The sequence below is a fragment of the Collinsella sp. BM28 genome (assembly GCF_054551995.1).
In genome coordinates this window covers 658,439-677,356 of the sequence record NZ_JBTOLJ010000001.1, presented here as the reverse complement: position 1 = coordinate 677,356, position 18,918 = coordinate 658,439, and the positions used below count along the sequence as shown (strand labels likewise).

Genomic DNA, 18,918 nt, shown 5'->3' with positions numbered 1-18,918 from the left:
CACCCCGCAGCTGTTCGGCCAAAACGCACCGCACGGCTGCACCCGCAAACCGGTTTTATCAAAAGGAGAGCACATATGAACGTATTTCCCAGCACATTCCTCTGGGGCGGCGCCACCAGCTCCGCTCAATTTGAGGGCGGCTACAACCTCCATGGCCGCGGCCTGTCCCATCTGGACTTCATCGACTTCGTCCCCAAAGACGAGCGTCCCGACGGCCGCATGACCATGGAGATCACCCAGGGACGCTTTGAGAACGCCCGCAAAGACGATGGCGCGATGAACTTCCCGTATCGGCGCGGCAGCGAGTTCGTCAGCCATTACAAAGAGGACATCGCGCTCTTGGCCGAAATGGGCTTCAAGACATTCCGTATGTCCATCTCGTGGACGCGCCTGTTCCCCACGGGCAAGGAGGAGCGCCCCAACCCTGAGGGCATCCAGTTCTACCACGATGTGTTTGCCGAATGCCATAAGTACGGCATTGAGCCCCTGGTGACCATGATCCACCACGAGGTGCCCATTGCGCTCACCGACGAATACAACGGCTGGGAGTCGCCAGAGCTCATCGACCTGTTCGTCAAGTTCTCGCGAACGCTGATCGATGAATATAAAGACGAGGTCACGTATTGGATCACCTTCAACGAGATTAACATGGCCCTGTGCTCTCCGTACATGGGCGGCGGCTCGCTGGTGTACCGCTCTAAGAAAGACCGCCTCTCTTTAGCCCACCAGATCATGCACCATCAGTTCCTCGCCTCGGCCAAAACCATCGCCTACGCGCACGACGTCGCCCCGCAGTGCAAAATCGGCTGCATGATCGCCCGACTCGAGTGCTACCCGTACACTTGCAAGCCGACTGATGTTGCTGTCACGGTGCTCGAAGACCAGCTCAACCTGAATCCCTACGACGTCATGGCGCGCGGTGCCTACTCCAAGCGCGTGCTGCGCTATTTCAACGAGGCGGGCATCGATATCGACTTCGTCGACGGTTACGAGGATATCCTGAGGTCAAGCACGGTCGATTTCCTTGCCTTCAGCTATTACATGACCTATGTGGTAAGCGGAGATGAGGATAAACGGGAGAACCCCGGAGACCTGATCAAGAACCTGCGCAACCCGTATATCAAGACGAACGACTGGGGCTGGGGCATCGATCCCGAGGGACTGCGCATCACGCTCAACCGCATTTACGACCGGTACCAGATGCCGATCTTCATCGTTGAGAACGGTCTGGGAGCGGCAGACACCCTGGAGTCGGATGGAACGGTCCACGACGCCTACCGCATCGACTATCTCCGAGAGCACATCCGCGCCATGCGCGAGGCGGTTGCAGACGGCGTCGATCTCATGGGCTACACCACCTGGGGCTGCATCGACCTTCCGTCCGCCTCGCTCGCCGAGATGGTCAAGCGCTATGGATTCGTGTACGTCGATGCAGATGACTACGGCAACGGAACCTATGACCGTTACCGCAAGGACAGCTTCTATTGGTACAAGAAGGTCATCGCATCCAACGGCGAAGACCTGGATTAAACCCATCGACGTCCTCACGGCACCCGAAAATGCAACACGAATGGGTGGGGTCCGAAATGCCCGGACCCCACCCATTCCCATGACCGTCTAAATCGGCATCGAACAAAATGCCTTACGCGGCGGGCTGTTCCGCATTCCGCTTAATCCCCTTGATGACCGCCATCAAATCAAGCTGTTGCTGAGAATTGAACATGCGAATAAAGGATTGCGGCCGATCAAACGGGGGCTGCGTCAAGGCAACCGGCTCCATATAGCCGTTCTCTACCACGTAATTCACCACACGCTTCACGAAGGAAATCTGCTGCTCATTGAGGCTCTGGTCGTTCAGGAAGTTCGCAAAAGCAGCCATGGCAGCATCGTGATCGAGATGAACCAGCCTGCGAACCAAAAGCCCAAACGGCGTATCGCCATAAGCCTTGGCATAATCTTCCGCATTGCCAAGATCGTGCGTGAAGATCCGCTCAAGCTGCTCGAACTCAAATTCCGTCATGGGTTGGTTGCTGCGCAACTTATGAATCACCAACGTGTCGGCATAGTCCTTGAGATAGCGCTCGACCTTCAGCTTGTAGTCCTCAAAGTCCTCACCAATATCCGCCTCAACGCCATAAACGACCCGCGTAACCGGATCATCAAGATGAGTAATGACATCACGTCTGCTTCTACCAGCTACGATAAATCGAATGAGGCCACGCAGCTCCTTGCGGATGCCCTCCATATCCAGAAGATTTGCATCGTCGAGAATCTGCCCGTCAAAGACCTCGTCGATCAGGGGCAGCTTGTCCTTGACCTGGGGGATGGTTGTCACCTTTTGCAAGCAAGCAGCAATCGAAATCAGCCGAGACTTATAGCCAGCGGTTTTCCCGCCCTGGCAGGCGGCAATCATGTAGCCGTACATAAGCGCATCGAATCTCAAGGCGTCAACATCTGCCTCGTCATTTACCACAAGCATTGAGATCGGTGACTTGAGCTCGGCAAATGATGTTGGGGTTAGCAACCGAAATGACTCAACGCGGCGATACTTCTCCACCTCGCGGCGATGCCTGCGAACAGAAAACAACTCATCGTTCAACGCCACAACCTGGCCTCGCATGGCATCTACAAGCTCCTGGCGCAGGCTTTGATAGCCATCAGCGGCAAATGCGCTCTCCTGCATCAACATGGCCAGTTCAGCTTGACGCTGAAAAACCTGCTCCGTCAAAGACAGGGCGATCTTACCCTCTGAAACATTCAGATGCTCTCGGAAAAACTCGAAGTTCTTGCACCAGTCAAAAATGAAGAAGCGCTCTTTGTCCACATGTGGGCCATTCAGAGGATCAACGACCTCAAGGCCCTCACGCAGGCGAGTCCCGCGGCCAATCATCTGCCAGAACTTGATCTTCGAGCGCACCTTCTTGAAGAAGACGAGATTAACGATTTCGGGCACATCGACGCCAGTGTCCATCATATCGACCGACACGGCGATAACCGGCAACGGTTTGACCTCGAAATCATCGATTACGGTGTGCGAATAATCATCCGAATGCAGCACCGTCTTTATATAGTCCCCCGGGAGATTTGGATATAGCTTTCCAAAGCGCTCAACGATGAAACGAGCGTGTTTTTGGCTCTGCGCAAAGATGACGGTCTTCCCGAGCGTTTGACCGCCATTTACCTTGATACCCTTCTCCATGAGGGTTTCCAACACGCCATCCACCGTAGACTCGTTAAACACCCATTGGTTGATCTCGCGCGACTCGATCTTTTCGGGCACATCTTGCCCCGTCTCCTCGAAGTCTTCCTCGAGCGTCTCGCGATCCTCCTCGGACAAATCGTCGTACGTTATGCCGTCATCCATGAAACTCGTATGGGTCTCGATGCCGAAATACGGCACGAGAACATGATCGACCTCTGTGGCGGTGTTGTACTCATACACGTAGGTGGGCACCCCGCGCTCGACCTCAAAAAAGTCGTACGTGTTGCGATCGACCTCGTTCGCCGGCGTAGCAGTAAGGCCAACAACAAGTGAATCAAAGTAGTCGAAGATCGCTCGATACTTTTTGAAAATGGAGCGATGTGCCTCATCAACAATAATGAGATCAAAATGCGCGGGAGTGAACATAAGGTTGCCATCCTCATTGCGCTCCTTGTCAATCGCATTGAGGATGGTTGGGTATGTGGAAAACACGATGCGGGCGTTGCGATCATCCTTGTTGGATACAAGATTGCACAGCGTTTCATTAGGCAGATAATCCTGGTACCCGCTTTTGGCCTGACGAACAAGCGCCACGCGATCCGCAAGGAACAAGACGTTCTTAACGAGCCCGGAACGCATGAGGACGTCCGTCAAGGCAGCCGAAACACGGGTCTTCCCCGTTCCGGTGGCCATGACAAGCAGACTCTTACGATGGCCTGATTCGATATTGGCGCACACGCGCTCGATGGCCTCTACCTGGTAGTAGCGTTTGCCACCGCCGGCAATGGTCTCATTCACCCGCAGCGTACTCGGCTTGACCGCACCACTCCGGCGATTGATTATCCTCTGCAGCTCATCTTGAGAGAAGAAGCCGCTCACCTTTCGCATCGGAGCGGAATCGTCGTCTAAGAAAAAAGTCTCGAATCCATTCGTAAGAAAGATCGGAGGCCTATAGCCGTACTCGTTTTCCAGGCATCGAGCATACAGGCGCGCCTGCTGGATGCCCTTCTGCGGGGAATACATAGTCCTCTTTGCCTCGACAATGGCAAGAGGGCGATTGTCCTTTCCCAAGAGCAGATAGTCGATATAACCCGTACCGGAATCGGAATCCTTCTCTCGGGGCATCCCTGTGACCTCGCGCTCTTCGAGCGCGTTCTCGTCAATCTTCCAGCCGGCGAGGGCAAGATCCCAGTCGATGTAATGCTTGCGCGTCTTGTACTCGCTGATCTCCTCTGGATTGAACGATCGCGTCTCGATGTGGGCGGCTTTATCGACGGTGGCCTGGGCACTCATCGCCTTTAGTTGCGCCTCAAGACGCTTGATCTCTTCGTCCTTTTGAGAAATCAACTCTTCGCGCGCCTTGATGGCCTTAACCTGCTGAAGGGTGAGCTGAACGCCCTTCTTTGGAATCTTCTCCTCATCGAAGCGACGATTCTCATATTCCGGGCCGTAGCAATAATCGATCCAGTCGACGAAATCAAAGAGGGACCTCAGCGACAGGATCGCATCCTCGGCGGCGACACGGCGCTCCGTGTGAACAGAGAGATTTCCGAGTTTGTTTATGCCGATGAGCCTGCGCCAAACACGCTCATCAACACACTCCCTAAACGACTGCTCATGCAAAAGCGACGAGAGGTTGTCGCGGTACGGCATGCTAATGGAATTATCGATTGCATAAACCCATTTAACAGACAGCTCGAGCGCCTTGCGACAACCAACCGCGCAGAGCGCGGGAGAAGTCGCGTAGATCTTCTCGGCCTCGATACAAGCATCGGCAAAGAGGTCGTAATACCCGTCGGCACGCTTTAGGAATCCGAAGTTCATGGCGTTCTCACTCGCTGTTCAGGGGAATAACACGCGAAACAACGCAATTATAGACCCATATGCCTTTAGCAAGTTAAACCTCGATTTGTCGACTTGACGAACAAAGGCAGCAAGCTCTTGTTGTTGGGCAAGAGGAGGCATGGGGTAATTGAACTCCATAAAGGGCTGTTGAGTGATTTTCCAGAGGTCTCCTCGGTCGGCATAGCGGTTAAAGCCAACCACTCGCATTAGCTCATCAAGATAAATCAGGTCGAGCTCATTGCTGTGGAACCGTTTGATGTACATGGCGTTGTCCGTAACCCAACAAGGATCGTTTACCAGGTGAACGTTACCGCAATGCCGTCCGACTCTCCCGACGACAATCGTCGGAAAATCGACCAAGCTATCCTGTGAATACCAAGAGACGCCATTGCCTCCATATGCAGGAAACCCGGTTTCATAACGCTCGTCCATCGGCTTCGTTTTGCCATTGACAATCTTAAACAAAGCTGAACCTTGCTGAGTTTCCAAGCCCTTCGAATTGGAAATCGGATCGCCGAACATCTCGACAAACCGGGATTTGACGAGGGTGTCGAGCATGGCGATCTGGCCGTTTGCCCCCTCGATTAGTGATCTGACTTCGTCAAGCGTATTCACAACCCTAATCTGCCCATCAGCAGATGGCAGGAGAATTTTCATCTCACGAAGTCCATCGGCGGTCAATGTCCTCCTTCTCGCCGTGGTTCCTCGCATCTTGTCTGCGTAGTAAGCCATGCTTCTTGGACTATGCAACGCAAATTCAAGGTATGAGGGATCGACCCGACCGAGATCGATATTCCAAACGTTATACGCGGGACTCATAATCCCCGGAGCATCATGATTCTGGACGTAAATCACGCCCTCATCAATCGGAAATCCCACAACGAGCTGATTCTTCTTCACCACCTTGTATGAGCTAGTATCCTTCGACGCTATTGCCTTCTTAAAACGTCCAGCCTGCTCAACGATTCCGTCACGCATGGTCATCGAGTAGACGGGATATTTCGCATCACCGCAGCGCTCAATCGGTGCCTTTGATATAAGCTCTCCGAGTTTAACCCACTCGCCATCAAACGGGGGTTCGTCAGCCGATGTACTTGTGGTGCGATCGCTTCACGTTTTGCTGATCGACCATGGCGTAGCAAAGTGTTGTCTCAATTTTGCTGTGCCCCAACAGCACCTGTACCTGCTCGATCGGCATCCCCTTATCAATCGCTTTCGTCGCAAGGGTCCGCCGAAACTTGTGCGGATGCACGCGTTCCCCAATCGCCGACCTCCCAAGCTCACGCAACCGCGTCTCAACACCACTGATTTCAAGTCGCTTATAGGGATAATTGAGCGATACAAATAGCGCGTCGTTTTCGTCGATTCGCTGCTCAAGGTAAGCGCTCAGATGAATCTTGGCTCGCGCATCGAAATAGACCTTACGTTCCTTGTTGCCCTTGCCCTTAACCACACACTCTCGATTTGTCAGATCGATATCCCACCTGTTGAGCTTCACAAGCTCACCGACGCGCATTCCCGTTGAGGTCAAAAGGTCAACGATTGCAAGATCTCTAGCCGTTTTGCATCCGTCCCTCAAGGCTTCCATCGACTCATCGGTGATGATGGGCTTTACCGCTTTGAGCGATCGAATCTTTTTGATTCTCCTGACGGGGCTCTTGTAAACGATGTCCTCGATCTCAAGCCAAGAGAAGAAGCTCGATATTATCCGCCGGATATTGTCCACGGTGACATTACTCACCCGGCCGCTCTTCTGACACGCCGTCAGATACCCACGCACATCATCGGTCGTAACCTCGATAAAGGATTTACCAATAGCTCTGGAGAAACGTTCGAGTGCCTGCGAGTAATACCGAATGGTTCTAATGGAGCAGCCCTCGACAGACTTTGCAGACAAAAACGCGTCTATCGTCTCACCGTTAGTAGAAAACTGGGTGTTCCTCAAAGGAAAATCGCCCGCATCAAGCAGGCAATGATCGAGCACTGAATGTAGTTTTCCCAGTTGATCGTTGCTAAGAATCGGCGACATAAGTCGCTCGATCTCCTTGATGACAAGCACCTTCTCATTCATAAGGACACTCCTTACCGCACGTGAACACATGCGGTAAGGATGCAGCAACGAACTGCTTAGCCAAAATACTCCTGAGCAAGGCTATCGTAGAGAGTCTGCAACTTCTCGATCTTCTGCTGAACGATAAACCTCGATTTGTCGACCTCGGCGACGAAGGTCAAAAAACGATCCTGCTCGGACAACGGAGGTGCTGGTATCTTTACTTTTGCCATCAGCTTTTGATTGAGATTCTGAACATTGGCACCCCTGCCGAACAACTGACGCCGCATTGACGGATGCCTCAACGCCCATATCAGGTAGGGAATCCTTACACGATCAGACTCAACGCGCAAGCGAATACAAAATCCGCTATATACAGCCTTCTCTCCATTAGGGAAAACTGCCAAACATCGACCAACGAGCTTCTTGTTACCGTTCGAACGAACGAAAACGATGTCTCCATCCTTGAGGAAATAACCCTCTGCAGGCATAGCATCTAGATGGACGCGCCCCATCTCGGAAACGCCATTAATAAATGAACGATCCTTGAAATCGCCAACACCCAGACAGGGCAATTCGATTCCGCTTTCTTTTGATTTGAAATTCATGCCGTTCTTGCAGCTGCCGAGCGACGCCAAACCAATCAAATCCCAGTTCATTGTATTTTCTGCGGGATCGCCGAACATCTCGACAAACCGGGATTTGACGAGGGTGTCGAGCAATTCTAGCTGAGACTCCGCCTCCCTCTTCTGGGCAACCAAAGCATCGAGCACGCCGACAACCGATAGCATGTCGGTTTTCGAATACAACGGAACAATAAGAGATTCGAAACTTGCAGCCTTCAAATTATTGATATTCGAACCAGAGCAAGCCCTTTCAATTGCTTTTCGGTACTGCCGGCTCTGGAAATAATGGCCGAGGTATTCCGACTCACCGGTTTTTGGACGAAGCGCACAACAAAAAGCACCAAATGTAATAGGCATATCATTTTCTACAAGAGCGGCTTTTCCAACCAGGCTCTTACTGCCACTCGAAGCGCAGATTAAAATATCGCCCTTTCGCAAGAGCTGCTTTGGCTTGACCTTCGATTTATCAACGTATTGAACATCATCGAACGACAGCCTGCCGTCCTGGATATTGTTTGCTCGGAGCAGAATGTAACTACCACGGTCCAGTTCCTCATGAAGATCGACGGCAGCTTTATATGTCACTCCTCGCACGTATTCGACGCGCCCCTTAAGCCTCACCCACTCCCCGTCAAACGGGGGTTTGTTCGCGGGCATTAGAGATCACCTTCAAGCATCTTGTGAAGCTCAGCCAGGCCGGCAGCAAACTGGGCATTCAGCTCATCCAGCTCGGCGAGAATCTCGCTTGTAGGAGGGTACTCAATACGCTCGTACTCGGTTTTGGTGTACTTGTTGAAGCTGAAGTCGTACTCGTTGTCGACAATTTCCTGCTTGGGAACAAGGAAGCTCTTCTCAGTACGCTCGCGCTCAGACTCGTCACCAAGGTTCGCCCAGCGCTCGATAATATCAGGGATATCGTTGTTCTTCTCATCCGGATCGCGCTTGTCATCGAGCGTATAGCCGTCCGCCTCCATGTTGTAGAGCCACACGTTATCTGTACCGCCGGCGTTTGTCTTGGTGAATACCAGAATCGCCGTGCTCACACCGGAGTACGGCTTGAACACGCCGCTCGGTAGGTAGATGATCGCCTCAAGCTTATGATCTTCCACGAGCTGCTGGCGCAGCTGACGATACGCCTTCGAGTTCGAGCGGAACAAAACTCCATTGGGGACGATGCATACGCAGCGGCCACCGAGCTTGAGCATGCGCAAGAACAGAGCAACGAACAAAAGCTCAGTCTGTTTGGTCTCCACAATGGCGCGGAGGCCCTTATCGATATCCTCCACGTCAACGGAGCCCGTGAACGGCGGATTCGCCAAAATGACATCGTACTTTGAACTGATCGCGTTCTTCTGTGAAATGCTGTCGAGGTATCGCACATCGGGCGAATCGACGCCATGGAGCATGAGGTTCATAGCGCTAATGCGTAGCATCGTTTGATCGATTTCAAAACCGTTGAACTGCGGCGTAGCCCCATTTGTTCCGGCAAACGCATCCCACTGATCGGCGGTCATTTCGCTTCCATAGCATTTGCGAATATGCTCGGCCGCCGAAATCAAGAAGCCCGCTGTTCCGCATGCCGGATCGCATACAAGCTCTCCCGCCTTGGGATCGATAAGCTGCACCATCAGATCGCGAATATGTTTTGGCGTGCGGAACTGACCGTTCGTGCCCGCAGTGCTGAGCTTGGAGAGCATGTATTCGTACAAATCTCCCAGGTCACCGATATGCTCATCGTAATCAGCCAACAGCTCTTCAACGCCGGTAACCGCCTTCTCCAAAAGCGCGGGCTTGCCTGCCGGGAATCCAAACGTAGCGTTCTCCATGGTCTTGGAAAACGCAGTCGAGCCACCCAGCGTTTTGATGAACGGGAAAGCGAAGCGGTCGACGACGTGGTACATATCCTCGGCACGTTTGTCCTTGAAAGAACCCCAGCGAATCTCCTTACCTGCAATTTTTTCGCCACGATCGTTCGCGAAGGTCTCAGGGAAAATATGAGGCTGCTCCACCCCAAGCATATTCTCCAGCCGCTCCATCTCGAGTTCTTTCTCATCGAGAGAGCGCATGAACATGAGGTACGTCAAGTTACTGATAACGTCGAGCGGGTTGGTGATGCCGCCCTCCCACATCTTCTGCCAGATAGCATCAACCTTATTTTTGGCTGCTCCGGTAATCACCTTGCCGGTCCTTCCATCAAGGGTTTATCACTCAGCTAAGAGTACCGTCTGTCTTTCGGCAAATAAAGAGCGGGCACATTCCGTTGATAAGATATAAATGCTCGAACGATCGAGAACGGAGAAGGAAGCATGACGGCACATCAATCTGACGAGGCTCTTGCCGATACGCTCGAAGTGAATAATGAAGACCGCACCTCATGCAGCTTCCCCACCCTCATCATCGACGCCGACGCGTGCCCGGTCACACGTGAGGCGCTCGCCTGTGCACGTTCGGCGCGCATCCCCGTGCTCATCGCCGGAAACTCCACGCAAAACCTCGCCCGCCGCATCCGCCGCGACGATCCGCGCGACGCCGAACACGCCCGCGGGCGCGACGCGACGCACCCGGGATTCTGGGCCGAGACCCTCGACGTCTCATGCGGCGCCGACAGCGCGGACTTTGCCATCATCGAGCGCCTGGAGCCCAGCGACGTGGTGGTCACGCAGGACATCGGCCTTGCCAGCATGGTGCTCGGTCGCGGAGCTGCCGCCATCGGCGTGCGCGGGCACATCTACAACAAGGCCACCATCGATATGCAGCTGTTCATCCGCCACGAGGAGAAGAAGGTCCGCCGCGCGGGAGGACGCACACAGGGGCCGGCCGCCTTCACCGACGACGACCGCGAGCGCTTCCAGCGCAGCCTCGCCCAGCTCCTGCGCGAGGCTCTCAACAGCTAACCACACCCCCCTTCACGCCCGCCTCAAACACAAAGAGGCCTCGGTACCGCTCTGGCACCGAGGCCCCCTTACAAACGCACCAGACGGCGCCTTACAACCCCAGCGCTGCGAACACCAGACCCCAAACGCATGCAACCAAGAACAGTCCAACCACGATCACGACGTTCTCGCGCGGGTGGCGGTTGGTACGGAACAGCACCAGGTACCCCACGCCGGCAGACGTGAGCAGGCCGGCCATGAGCGGCGCGAAGCCCAGCACGCCCTCCAAGTAAAGCTGCGTGATGACCACGCTCGCCGAGCAGTTGGGCACCAGGCCCACCAGCGCCGAGGCGAACACCGCGAGTAGCTGGTTGCCCGAGAGGAACGCGGCCAAGGCATCCTCACCCACCGTTTCCAGAACGAGCACCAGCGCGAACGTCACCAGGAAAATGAAAAGACTCACCTGCACGGTGTGCGAGACGGCGCTCATCACGATCGACCCGACGATTCCGAAGCGCCCGCCGGCGTGGCTGTGGCCGTGGCCGTGGCCGTGACCATGGTCGCAACCCGCCACGTGACCGTCGGCATCCTCATGACCGTGCTCATAGCCGTGCTCATGGCCGTGCTCGTCTCCATGCACATGTACATGATCGTGGCCGCAACCGCAATGATCCTGCTCGCACAGACGGCAAATGTGCTCGGCGGTCTCCCCGCCCTCGGCCATCTGGTCCACCACGTCGGCCTCCACACCGTCGCGACGCACCGAGAACACCGTGCGACGCAAGAACGCGTGCACGCGGGCGTTTTTGCGCAGCGCGCGGATGGCGAGGTCGGCAAGCACGCCCGTGATAAGCGCGACCAGCACCTTCAGCCCCAGCACACGGAACAGCAACCCCGCGTCGACCCGCTCGGCCACCAACATGGGCAGCATCTCATCGGACGTGGAGAGAAACACCGCCACGAGCGTGCCAAGCGTCACCACGCGACCGGCATAGAGCGTGGCCGCCATGGCCGAAAAGCCACACTGCGGGACCACGCCCAGCAGCGCGCCAGCAACCGGTCCGGCAGCGCCCGCGCGGCGAACCACCGCGTTCGCACGGGCGCCCGCGGCATGTTCGAGCGCCTCGAGCGCAATATAGGTCACGAACAGGAACGGCACGAGCACAAGGGTGTCCTCGAGCGCATGCTCTATGAAATGCAGCAGCAGATCCACGGCCGACTCTCCTCAACGGAAACATCCAGCGGGGCCCAGCGCCCCGAGGCGTAGCTGTTTACATACCCCGCGCACCACTTGGCAAACGCACGATATGCGAGTGGACCAGTATACTAAAAGTTGCCTTTGGATAACTCGTAACGAACAGCAGTCCTTCCAGACAACAAAAAGTCGCCCGGCCACGGCCTTCCGCAGTCGGGCGACACATATGCAGATCTGGATCCGCCGCTCGGCGATCGGGAACTAGTTCGTTCCGATGGATATCGTCTCGGCCACGTTGGCCGCATCCGAATTGTCACTAAATAAGTTTCACACCTCAAACACTTCAGCCCCGCCGAGACCCTCTATACTCGTGTTCGAACGTTCTTCGACCGCGCACGGGCCCGCCAAAAAACTCCGACGAGCACCGCCGCGCGGCCGAATTCTTAACGATAGGAGCTCTTCCCATGAACGCACAGCAGGCACTCGAATACTCGATGCAGCCCTTCATCCCCATGTTCATCTACGGCGACTACGACGCCATGGAATCCGAGCGCCAGCGCGGCGAGGAGGCCATGAAGGCGCTGCTCGACGAATGGCGCACAAACGAGGAGCCTGGCTTCGATTTCGGCGTCATCCTCACGCTGGCCGATCAGAACCGTGAGCTGTGCGATCAGATCAGCGAGGCGCGCTTGCGCAACCTCTCGAGCCCGCTGCTCGCGCGCAACCTAACGGACGCCGACCTGTGCGCCGGCATCGGCAAGATGCAGGGCCGTGCCGCCAGCGCCGTTGCTCGCGAGGTCCGCGGCGACCGCGACGCCTACTCCGTCGCCTACGTGCGCAAGCCCATCAAGGGCACGGTGCTCGGCATCGACATCGAGACCACTGGGCGCGCACCCGAGCGCGGCTACATCATCAACGTGGGCTGGGAGATCATGGAGCTCACCAGCGACGCCGTGCCGCACGACCCGCAGGCGTTCTACTGCGGCATCCCCGATATGTACCGCGAGACGGGTGTGCCGCTGGCCGACATCCACCATATCCAGTGGTCCGACCTCGACGGCAAGACGCCCTTCCGCGAGGACGTGAAGCTGCAGAAGGAACTGCTCAAACTCATGAAGCGCTACCCCATCATGGCGCACAACGCAGCCTTCGAGGACAGCTGGTTCATGCTGCACCTGCCCGGTTACGCCGAGGCGCGCCGCGCGGGCAAGATCATCGTCATCGACTCGCGCCACATCTGCCGCTCCGTCGACGGCGAGGTCCGCACCCTCCCGCGCGAGAGCGCGCCGGCGAGCTTGCAGAACTGGGCACGTCGCCGCGGGACGCTTGCCGCCGACGAGAACGAGCTGCACCTGGGCCTCGACGACACGGACCTCATGCTGCGCACCGTGCAGGCAGAGTTTAACCTCAAGAACATGTTCCTCAAGTAGGGTCGTACTGCGCCCGAGCGGTGGCCCCGTTGAAAGGTCGAGCTTTTTCGTACTGTTTTCCCGATTTGCCGAGTACGTACTCCTTGCGCCTTGCCGCAACCTGCGGTTTTGTTGTTCGCAAGACCTCCCATACTCCGGGTTTCTCAAAATCAGTACGAAAAAGCTCCGCCACCAACAACTGCGTGACAATTTAATAAGACGACTCGCAGAAAACGCTCCTATTCTCGGAGCGTTTTCGCGTTACACTCGACGCCATGACGCCCATCGTCCGCAGGAGGCCGACGTGAACCCCAGCGATCGCAACCGACACGCACCCCGCCCTCAGGGCGCGCGCCATCCGCAGCAACCCGCTCGTCAACGAGGCACGGCTCGCCCCCAGGTCGCGCATCATCCGCAGGCCCCTGCCAAGCCGCACATGCGCCGAGCACCGCACCCCAATCGAGCGACAAGCTCCCGTCAAGCCTCGCGCCTCGGCCAGGCCCCGCGCTACGACCAGACCTCGCGCCGCGGCCAGGTCCCGCGCTCCAGCCGGACCCCGCGTTCCAGCCGAACCCCGCGCAATTCGCGCACGTGCATCGCAGGAATCGCCGCGGTGCTCGTCCTCATCGCGCTTGTCGGCATGGGAGGGACGGCCCTCTTCCGAGCCATGTCCAAAGGCGGCAACCCCTCGCAGGATAAGCCCGGCAGCGCGCCCGTCATAGAAGACAGCACGGCCGACGGCGGCGCCGGCGAGATCGTCATCGGCCTCAACGGATCCAAAGACACCTATGTGCTCAAGGGAGAGGAATACCTCGAGGCGGGTGCCCATGCCGCCGAGCCCGCCGACGGCTTGCTCAACGCCAAGATTAAAACCTCGGGCAAGGTCGACACCTCCAAACCCGGCACGTACAAAGTGACCTATCGCGTGTCGGACTCGTCCGGTCATACCGCAAAGGCAGTGCGCACCGTGCATGTTGTCGAGTCGATGGAGGCCATGCAGGGCGGCGTGCCCATCCTCATGTACCACTACGTATACGACCCCGCAAACCCACCGGCGGACCTCAACGGCAACTTCATCGCCAGCACCGCGTTTGAGCAGCAGCTCTCTTACCTCAAGGAAAACGATTTCTACTTCCCGTCGTATCCCGAGGTGAAGGCCTTCATCGAGGGGAAGCACAGCCTTCCGGCGAAGAGCGTCGTCCTCACGTTTGATGACGGCGAGATGGGCTTCCTAAACGTCGGTGTGCCCCTGCTCGAAAAGTATCAAGTGCCCGCGACTTCGTTCGTCATCGCCAGCGACGCCGACGCCGCCCAAAAGGTCATCGACCACCGCAGCCCTTACGTCGCCTTCGAGTCCCACTCCTTTGGGATGCACAAGCCCGGCGGCAACGTGGGGCACGGCGGCATCATCAGCGCCATGAGCCGCGATGAGATCGCGGCGGATCTCAAGCACGCGCAGGAGATCGTGGGCGGGACCCAGGCCTTCGCCTATCCCTTCGGCGACGTCACCGACGACGGCCGCGCGGCTGTGCGAGACGCCGGCATCCTCTGCGCCTTCACCACGCAAAACTCGTGGGCGCATGTGGGCGACGACGTCACCGCGCTGCCGCGCGTGCGCATCCTCGTGGCGACCGGAATGCACCGTGCGTCCACACATGAGGAGCTCGTGGACAAGTATGGCGAACGCATCGTCGCCGAAGAGGAGATCGTGATGCACGTCGCCACCGACGACGAGGCGATGGTCGCAATCGGGACCCTGCCCTCCGGTGGCGAGTGCATCATCAACCGTATCGCCGCCGAAGCCGACCTGCTGCTCGCCGAGGGCTTCATCGAGCCACATTTCTTCGCCGGCTTCTCGGGGTCTCGCAAGTCGGTGCTGCCGGGCGTGGCCTCCTACAAGACCATCATGTACAACCACAACGGGCAGTTCGTGCACGACCCGCGGTCGCGAGCGGGCATCATCGAAGGCAACCGCGTGCACGACGACATGATGGCCGCCGCCGAAATGGCGGGCCTCGCCTTCATCCTGAACGTCGTGCTGGACGGAGAGCACCATGTCATCGGAGCGTTCGCGGGCGACATCCATGCGGCGCACGAGGCGGGCTGCGATTTTGTGCGCGGGCTCGCCGGCGTGAGCGCCGTGGACTGCGACGTTGCCATCACCACCAACGGCGGCTACCCGCTCGACCAGAACATCTACCAGGCCGTCAAGGGCATGACCGCCGCTGAAGCAACGCTCGACGAAGGCGGCGTCATCATCGCGGTCGCGGGATGCGCCGACGGCCACGGCGGAGAGGGCTTCTTCAAGAACATCGCGGAAAACGACCCCGCCGCGTTCGAACGCTCCTGCATCGACCGCCCCAAGGACCAGACGCTGCCCGACCAGTGGACCGCCCAAATCTTCGCGCGCATCCTCGCCCATCATCCGGTCATCCTCGTGAGCGACCTATGCGACCACGACATGATTCGAGCCATGCACATGACGCCCGCAAGCACCGTCGACGAGGCCGTGCAGCTGGCCCGCGAGCTCAAGGGGCCGAACGCGCGCTTCGCCATCATCCCCGATGGGCTCGGCGTTGTCGTTCAGCGCTGACGACTCGGCCCGCCAAATAAGATCGCCGCCGCCGACAGACCAGCACGACACACGGCGGCAACGATCGCCTCAGACGAAACGACCATCGAAAGGAACCACATGATCACCCCCATCCTCGCCGAGTTCGCCTCAACCGCCCTCATGATCGTCTTCGGCGTCGGCGTCCATTGCGACGTCACGCTCAAGGGCAGCAAGTACCGCGACTCCGGCCACATGTTCGCGATCACCACCTGGTCGTTTGGCATCAGCGTGTGCCTGTTCATCTTTGGCGGCGTGTGCATGAACCCCGCCATGGCCCTTTGCCAGGCGATCGTTGGCCTCATCCCCTGGAGCAGCGTGGCGCCCTTCGCCATCGCCGAGATGCTGGGCGGCGTTGCAGGCGCATGCATCGCATGGCTTATCTACGCAGATGACTTCCGCGCCTCCGAAGGCGAGGTCGATGGCGTCGCCATCCGCAACATCTTCTCGACCAACCCCACGCCCGAGTCCTACAACCTGGTGCGTAATTTCTGCATCGAGGCGTTCGACACCTTCGTGTTCCTCACCGGCATCCTGTGCATCGCGGCCCATGCGGGCGACGACCTGCTCGGCCTGGGCATCGGCGTGGGCCTGCTTGTTTGGGCCGTGGGCATGGGGCTCGGAGGCGTGACGGGCTTCGCCATGAACCAGGCGCGCGACCTCGGCCCCCGCATCGCCTACCAGTTGCTCCCCATTCGCGGCAAGGTCGATAACAACTGGCTCTACGGCCTGGTGGTGCCCGGCATCGCGCCGTTCGCCGGCGCCATCGCCGCCGCGCTGTTCGTCACCTCCGTGCTGGGCATCTCGTTCTAGCGGAAGCGCTCCCGCGCCCGCCCCGCGATGCCTCCCGACGGCCGCATCGACCCCGGGCGGGCGACTCGATTCCGGTCGCCCGCCGGCCGGCGCCGCGCTGCCCGTCACCCGTCGAACGGCGCGCAGGGCGCCCCGGTTCGATATGGCACGCCCCCATGGCATCCCGCCCCCATGGGTAGAATAGCGACGTCCCTCAAGCCCCGGAGAATCGAGGATGCCATGAATGCCCCGAAGCGGTATTGGAACGGCCTGGACGACGCGTCGCGCAAGGCGGTCAAGAAGGCCTCCTTCGCGGGCCTCATACTCGGCATCGTGCTCATAGGGATCACGTGCATCCCGTCCGCGATAGCCGACGTCGCAACCGACCTCATCCTCATGGCGTTCGGCCACGCCCAAAACGCATCGCTGCTGAGCAATTTCCTCTGGCCCATCGTGGGACTGATACTCATGCCCGTCGCCGCAAAGCGCTCGATTCCCCTGCCGACGGAGCTCGATACCCCCGAAGCCTAGGACCGCTGCTCCTTGTTGAGCTTTTTCGTATCGGATTGACGTTTTGCGCTATAGAACCCCATACCATTTATATTTTTCCTGCGAAATCAAGCGCTTAGGCTCACCTATACTCGGCCGAACCCCGGATTAGTACGAAAAAGCTCCGCGAGACCGTCCGCGGCGCCTCCCGCGACCACGGCTCAAACCCAAAACACCCGCACTTCACTCGAAGTTCGGCAATCGTCCGACGGACAGCCAGTCCATGCCGTGCATCTGCCCCAAATCCGAAGGACCGACTGACAACATCCGGCATAAATCAGTCGCATTTCTGACAATTGCCTGCAACAAACATGCAGGTAGATACCGTTGATTTTGCAATGACTACCGTTCAGGGGAATCTATTGCACCACAGGCGAGCGTCCCTTATCCTGTCCGCCATGACAAAGGTTCTCTGCGACATATCCGCACTGCGGTACTACAGGACACCGCCCCGCTATTTTTATGCCCTTCCACCGATCCCCGACTTCGATACTCCCTATGGCCGCGGGCGGCTCCGCCAAAGCCCCGTCGCGACACGCATCATCGACATCCCCATCCATGCGCTGAGCTTCGGCCACGACCGCCTGACCTCAACACTTGTGAAACAGCATCTATGGAGTAAGGACCTGCCCGCAGGGGCGATTGTCGACACACCGTTCGACGTCGCCGTCACATCTCCGCTCCTTACGCTGTTGATGCTCTCAACCCATCTTGATCCCATCGACACCGCATTGCTGATATACGAATTCACCGGCTTGTTTTCGCTCTACTCCCCCAGTAAAGAAATGGACGACGCTATCTGTCAGTCGGTAAAACAGGGCGAATTCGAGCGGCTCGATTCCTGGCGACGCATCACCAGCGCCCAGGGGAAACCAACCGATTTATGGGTCAGAAAGCCCCTCCTCGAAATCGATGACATCCACCATATCCTCGATGCCGGGAAGGGAATGCGCGGGCGAAACCGGCTAGCAAAGGCAATGCGATACGTGACCGGGAAAGTCGCCTCCCCCTTCGAGGCGAAAACCTCCATCCTCATTGGGTCGCCCCGGCGGGTAGGAGGTCTTGGGTTCGCGGGGTTTAAAAACAACCTTGAAATCAAGCTTGATGATAATGCCCAGAGAATTTGCGGACTAAAAAACGCGTACGGCGACATAGTGTGGGAGGCCACATCCGATCATCCCATGGTCATCGTAGAGTGCCAAGGTGAAATGGCTCACAACAGCCGCGATCGGGCTCAGGCCGATGACGACCGGGCACTCGCATTGGAAAGCATGGGTATCGAGGTGATTCGCATCTCCTATAAGCAGATCTCGGACCGCACGCGTTTCAACCTGCTCGCACGGCGCCTCTCCGACACCTTGAGCATAAAGCTCCCGAACCCCACACCGCGATTGGCCCAGAGAGAAATAGAGATGCGCGATGCGCTTTTCGGCGCTTGGCCCTACTACGAATACCGCCCGTTAGGGACAGGCCGCTAAACCCACCTCGAGCTCAATGAACTTTTTCGTATCGATTTCTGAAACCGGTGAGTATTGGACGCTTTGCTGCCCTTAAAAGCACAGGATTCACTCGGCTATGCCCTCCGGCTACTTTCGAGTTCTTCAAAACAATACGAAAAAGCTCATCCAGTTCGCGCACGTAGGCAAAAGACGAGATGAATCGGTCAACACAAGATTGACGTTGGTTATTCTCAGCCATTTGCAATGGTCTTCTTGACATATGAGCATACGTTCATATAATCATCTGTAGTAGATATATGAGTATCT

The 18,918-nt window shown here is 57.4% G+C and carries 13 protein-coding genes; 7 read left to right on the top strand and 6 right to left on the bottom strand.

The annotated features are described in order from the left end of the window. Positions 1-75 precede the first annotated feature (75 nt). The gene (locus ACX9NZ_RS02860; protein ID WP_407495863.1) at positions 76-1,530 is read left to right on the top strand and encodes a family 1 glycosylhydrolase; all 1,455 of its coding nucleotides are present in this window, start codon (positions 76-78) and stop codon (positions 1,528-1,530) included. A gap of 112 nt (positions 1,531-1,642) precedes the next feature. On the opposite strand, the gene ACX9NZ_RS02855 is transcribed toward ACX9NZ_RS02860, so the two are convergent. The 5 genes from ACX9NZ_RS02855 to ACX9NZ_RS02835 form a co-directional block, all read right to left on the bottom strand. Continuing rightward, entirely contained in the window at positions 1,643-5,026 is a 3,384-nt protein-coding gene (locus ACX9NZ_RS02855) for a DEAD/DEAH box helicase family protein (RefSeq protein ID WP_407495860.1), read from the bottom strand. An 18-nt stretch (positions 5,027-5,044) separates the two neighbouring features. Further along, complete coding sequence (locus tag ACX9NZ_RS02850; RefSeq protein ID WP_407495858.1) at positions 5,045-5,947, bottom strand: restriction endonuclease subunit S; 903 nt, start codon at positions 5,945-5,947, stop codon at positions 5,045-5,047. A 181-nt stretch (positions 5,948-6,128) separates the two neighbouring features. Continuing rightward, positions 6,129-7,118, bottom strand: coding sequence for a site-specific tyrosine recombinase/integron integrase (xerA, locus tag ACX9NZ_RS02845; protein ID WP_281657405.1), 990 nt, complete (start codon positions 7,116-7,118; stop codon positions 6,129-6,131). A gap of 56 nt (positions 7,119-7,174) precedes the next feature. Further along, positions 7,175-8,380, bottom strand: a complete 1,206-nt coding sequence (locus ACX9NZ_RS02840) for a restriction endonuclease subunit S (RefSeq protein WP_407495855.1) — start codon at positions 8,378-8,380, stop codon at positions 7,175-7,177. After that, positions 8,380-9,900 (bottom strand): class I SAM-dependent DNA methyltransferase, encoded by a 1,521-nt coding sequence (locus tag ACX9NZ_RS02835; RefSeq protein ID WP_407495853.1) that lies wholly within the window; start codon positions 9,898-9,900, stop codon positions 8,380-8,382. The genes ACX9NZ_RS02840 and ACX9NZ_RS02835 overlap by 1 nt, the downstream gene beginning before the upstream one ends. 129 nt (positions 9,901-10,029) lie before the next feature. Here ACX9NZ_RS02835 and ACX9NZ_RS02830 point away from each other — a divergent pair, with 129 nt between their 5' ends. Next, positions 10,030-10,617, top strand: coding sequence for a YaiI/YqxD family protein (locus tag ACX9NZ_RS02830; protein WP_407495851.1), 588 nt, complete (start codon positions 10,030-10,032; stop codon positions 10,615-10,617). Positions 10,618-10,708: 91 nt separating this feature from the next. Here the strand turns inward: ACX9NZ_RS02830 and ACX9NZ_RS02825 are convergent, their stop codons facing one another. Then, positions 10,709-11,809 (bottom strand): putative manganese transporter, encoded by a 1,101-nt coding sequence (locus ACX9NZ_RS02825; protein WP_407495848.1) that lies wholly within the window; start codon positions 11,807-11,809, stop codon positions 10,709-10,711. 446 nt (positions 11,810-12,255) lie between these two features. On the opposite strand from ACX9NZ_RS02825, the gene ACX9NZ_RS02820 reads away from it, so the two are divergent. From ACX9NZ_RS02820 to ACX9NZ_RS02800, 5 genes are all read left to right on the top strand, one after another. Next, positions 12,256-13,221, top strand: coding sequence for a 3'-5' exonuclease (locus tag ACX9NZ_RS02820; protein WP_407495846.1), 966 nt, complete (start codon positions 12,256-12,258; stop codon positions 13,219-13,221). Between the two features lie 283 nt (positions 13,222-13,504). Continuing rightward, positions 13,505-15,793, top strand: coding sequence for a nickel-dependent lactate racemase (gene larA / locus ACX9NZ_RS02815; protein WP_407495844.1), 2,289 nt, complete (start codon positions 13,505-13,507; stop codon positions 15,791-15,793). 99 nt (positions 15,794-15,892) lie between these two features. Continuing rightward, a complete protein-coding gene (gene larD / locus ACX9NZ_RS02810) occupies positions 15,893-16,624 on the top strand; it encodes a D/L-lactic acid transporter LarD (RefSeq protein ID WP_407495841.1) in 732 nt (243 codons plus the stop codon). Positions 16,625-16,843: 219 nt separating this feature from the next. Then, positions 16,844-17,134 (top strand): hypothetical protein, encoded by a 291-nt coding sequence (locus ACX9NZ_RS02805; protein ID WP_294159803.1) that lies wholly within the window; start codon positions 16,844-16,846, stop codon positions 17,132-17,134. A 329-nt stretch (positions 17,135-17,463) separates the two neighbouring features. Then, complete coding sequence (locus tag ACX9NZ_RS02800; protein WP_407495838.1) at positions 17,464-18,630, top strand: hypothetical protein; 1,167 nt, start codon at positions 17,464-17,466, stop codon at positions 18,628-18,630. The last annotated feature ends 288 nt before the right edge of the window (positions 18,631-18,918 follow it).

Coding starts and splice junctions, on each gene's coding strand:
- ACX9NZ_RS02820 (WP_407495846.1), top strand. CDS start 12,256: ATGAACGCACAGCAGGCACTCGAATACTCGATGCAGCCCTTCATCCCC.
- ACX9NZ_RS02855 (WP_407495860.1), bottom strand. CDS start 5,026: ATGAACTTCGGATTCCTAAAGCGTGCCGACGGGTATTACGACCTCTTT.
- larD (WP_407495841.1), top strand. CDS start 15,893: ATGATCACCCCCATCCTCGCCGAGTTCGCCTCAACCGCCCTCATGATC.
- xerA (WP_281657405.1), bottom strand. CDS start 7,118: ATGAATGAGAAGGTGCTTGTCATCAAGGAGATCGAGCGACTTATGTCG.
- ACX9NZ_RS02800 (WP_407495838.1), top strand. CDS start 17,464: ATGCAGGTAGATACCGTTGATTTTGCAATGACTACCGTTCAGGGGAAT.
- ACX9NZ_RS02830 (WP_407495851.1), top strand. CDS start 10,030: ATGACGGCACATCAATCTGACGAGGCTCTTGCCGATACGCTCGAAGTG.
- ACX9NZ_RS02860 (WP_407495863.1), top strand. CDS start 76: ATGAACGTATTTCCCAGCACATTCCTCTGGGGCGGCGCCACCAGCTCC.
- ACX9NZ_RS02840 (WP_407495855.1), bottom strand. CDS start 8,380: ATGCCCGCGAACAAACCCCCGTTTGACGGGGAGTGGGTGAGGCTTAAG.
- ACX9NZ_RS02805 (WP_294159803.1), top strand. CDS start 16,844: ATGAATGCCCCGAAGCGGTATTGGAACGGCCTGGACGACGCGTCGCGC.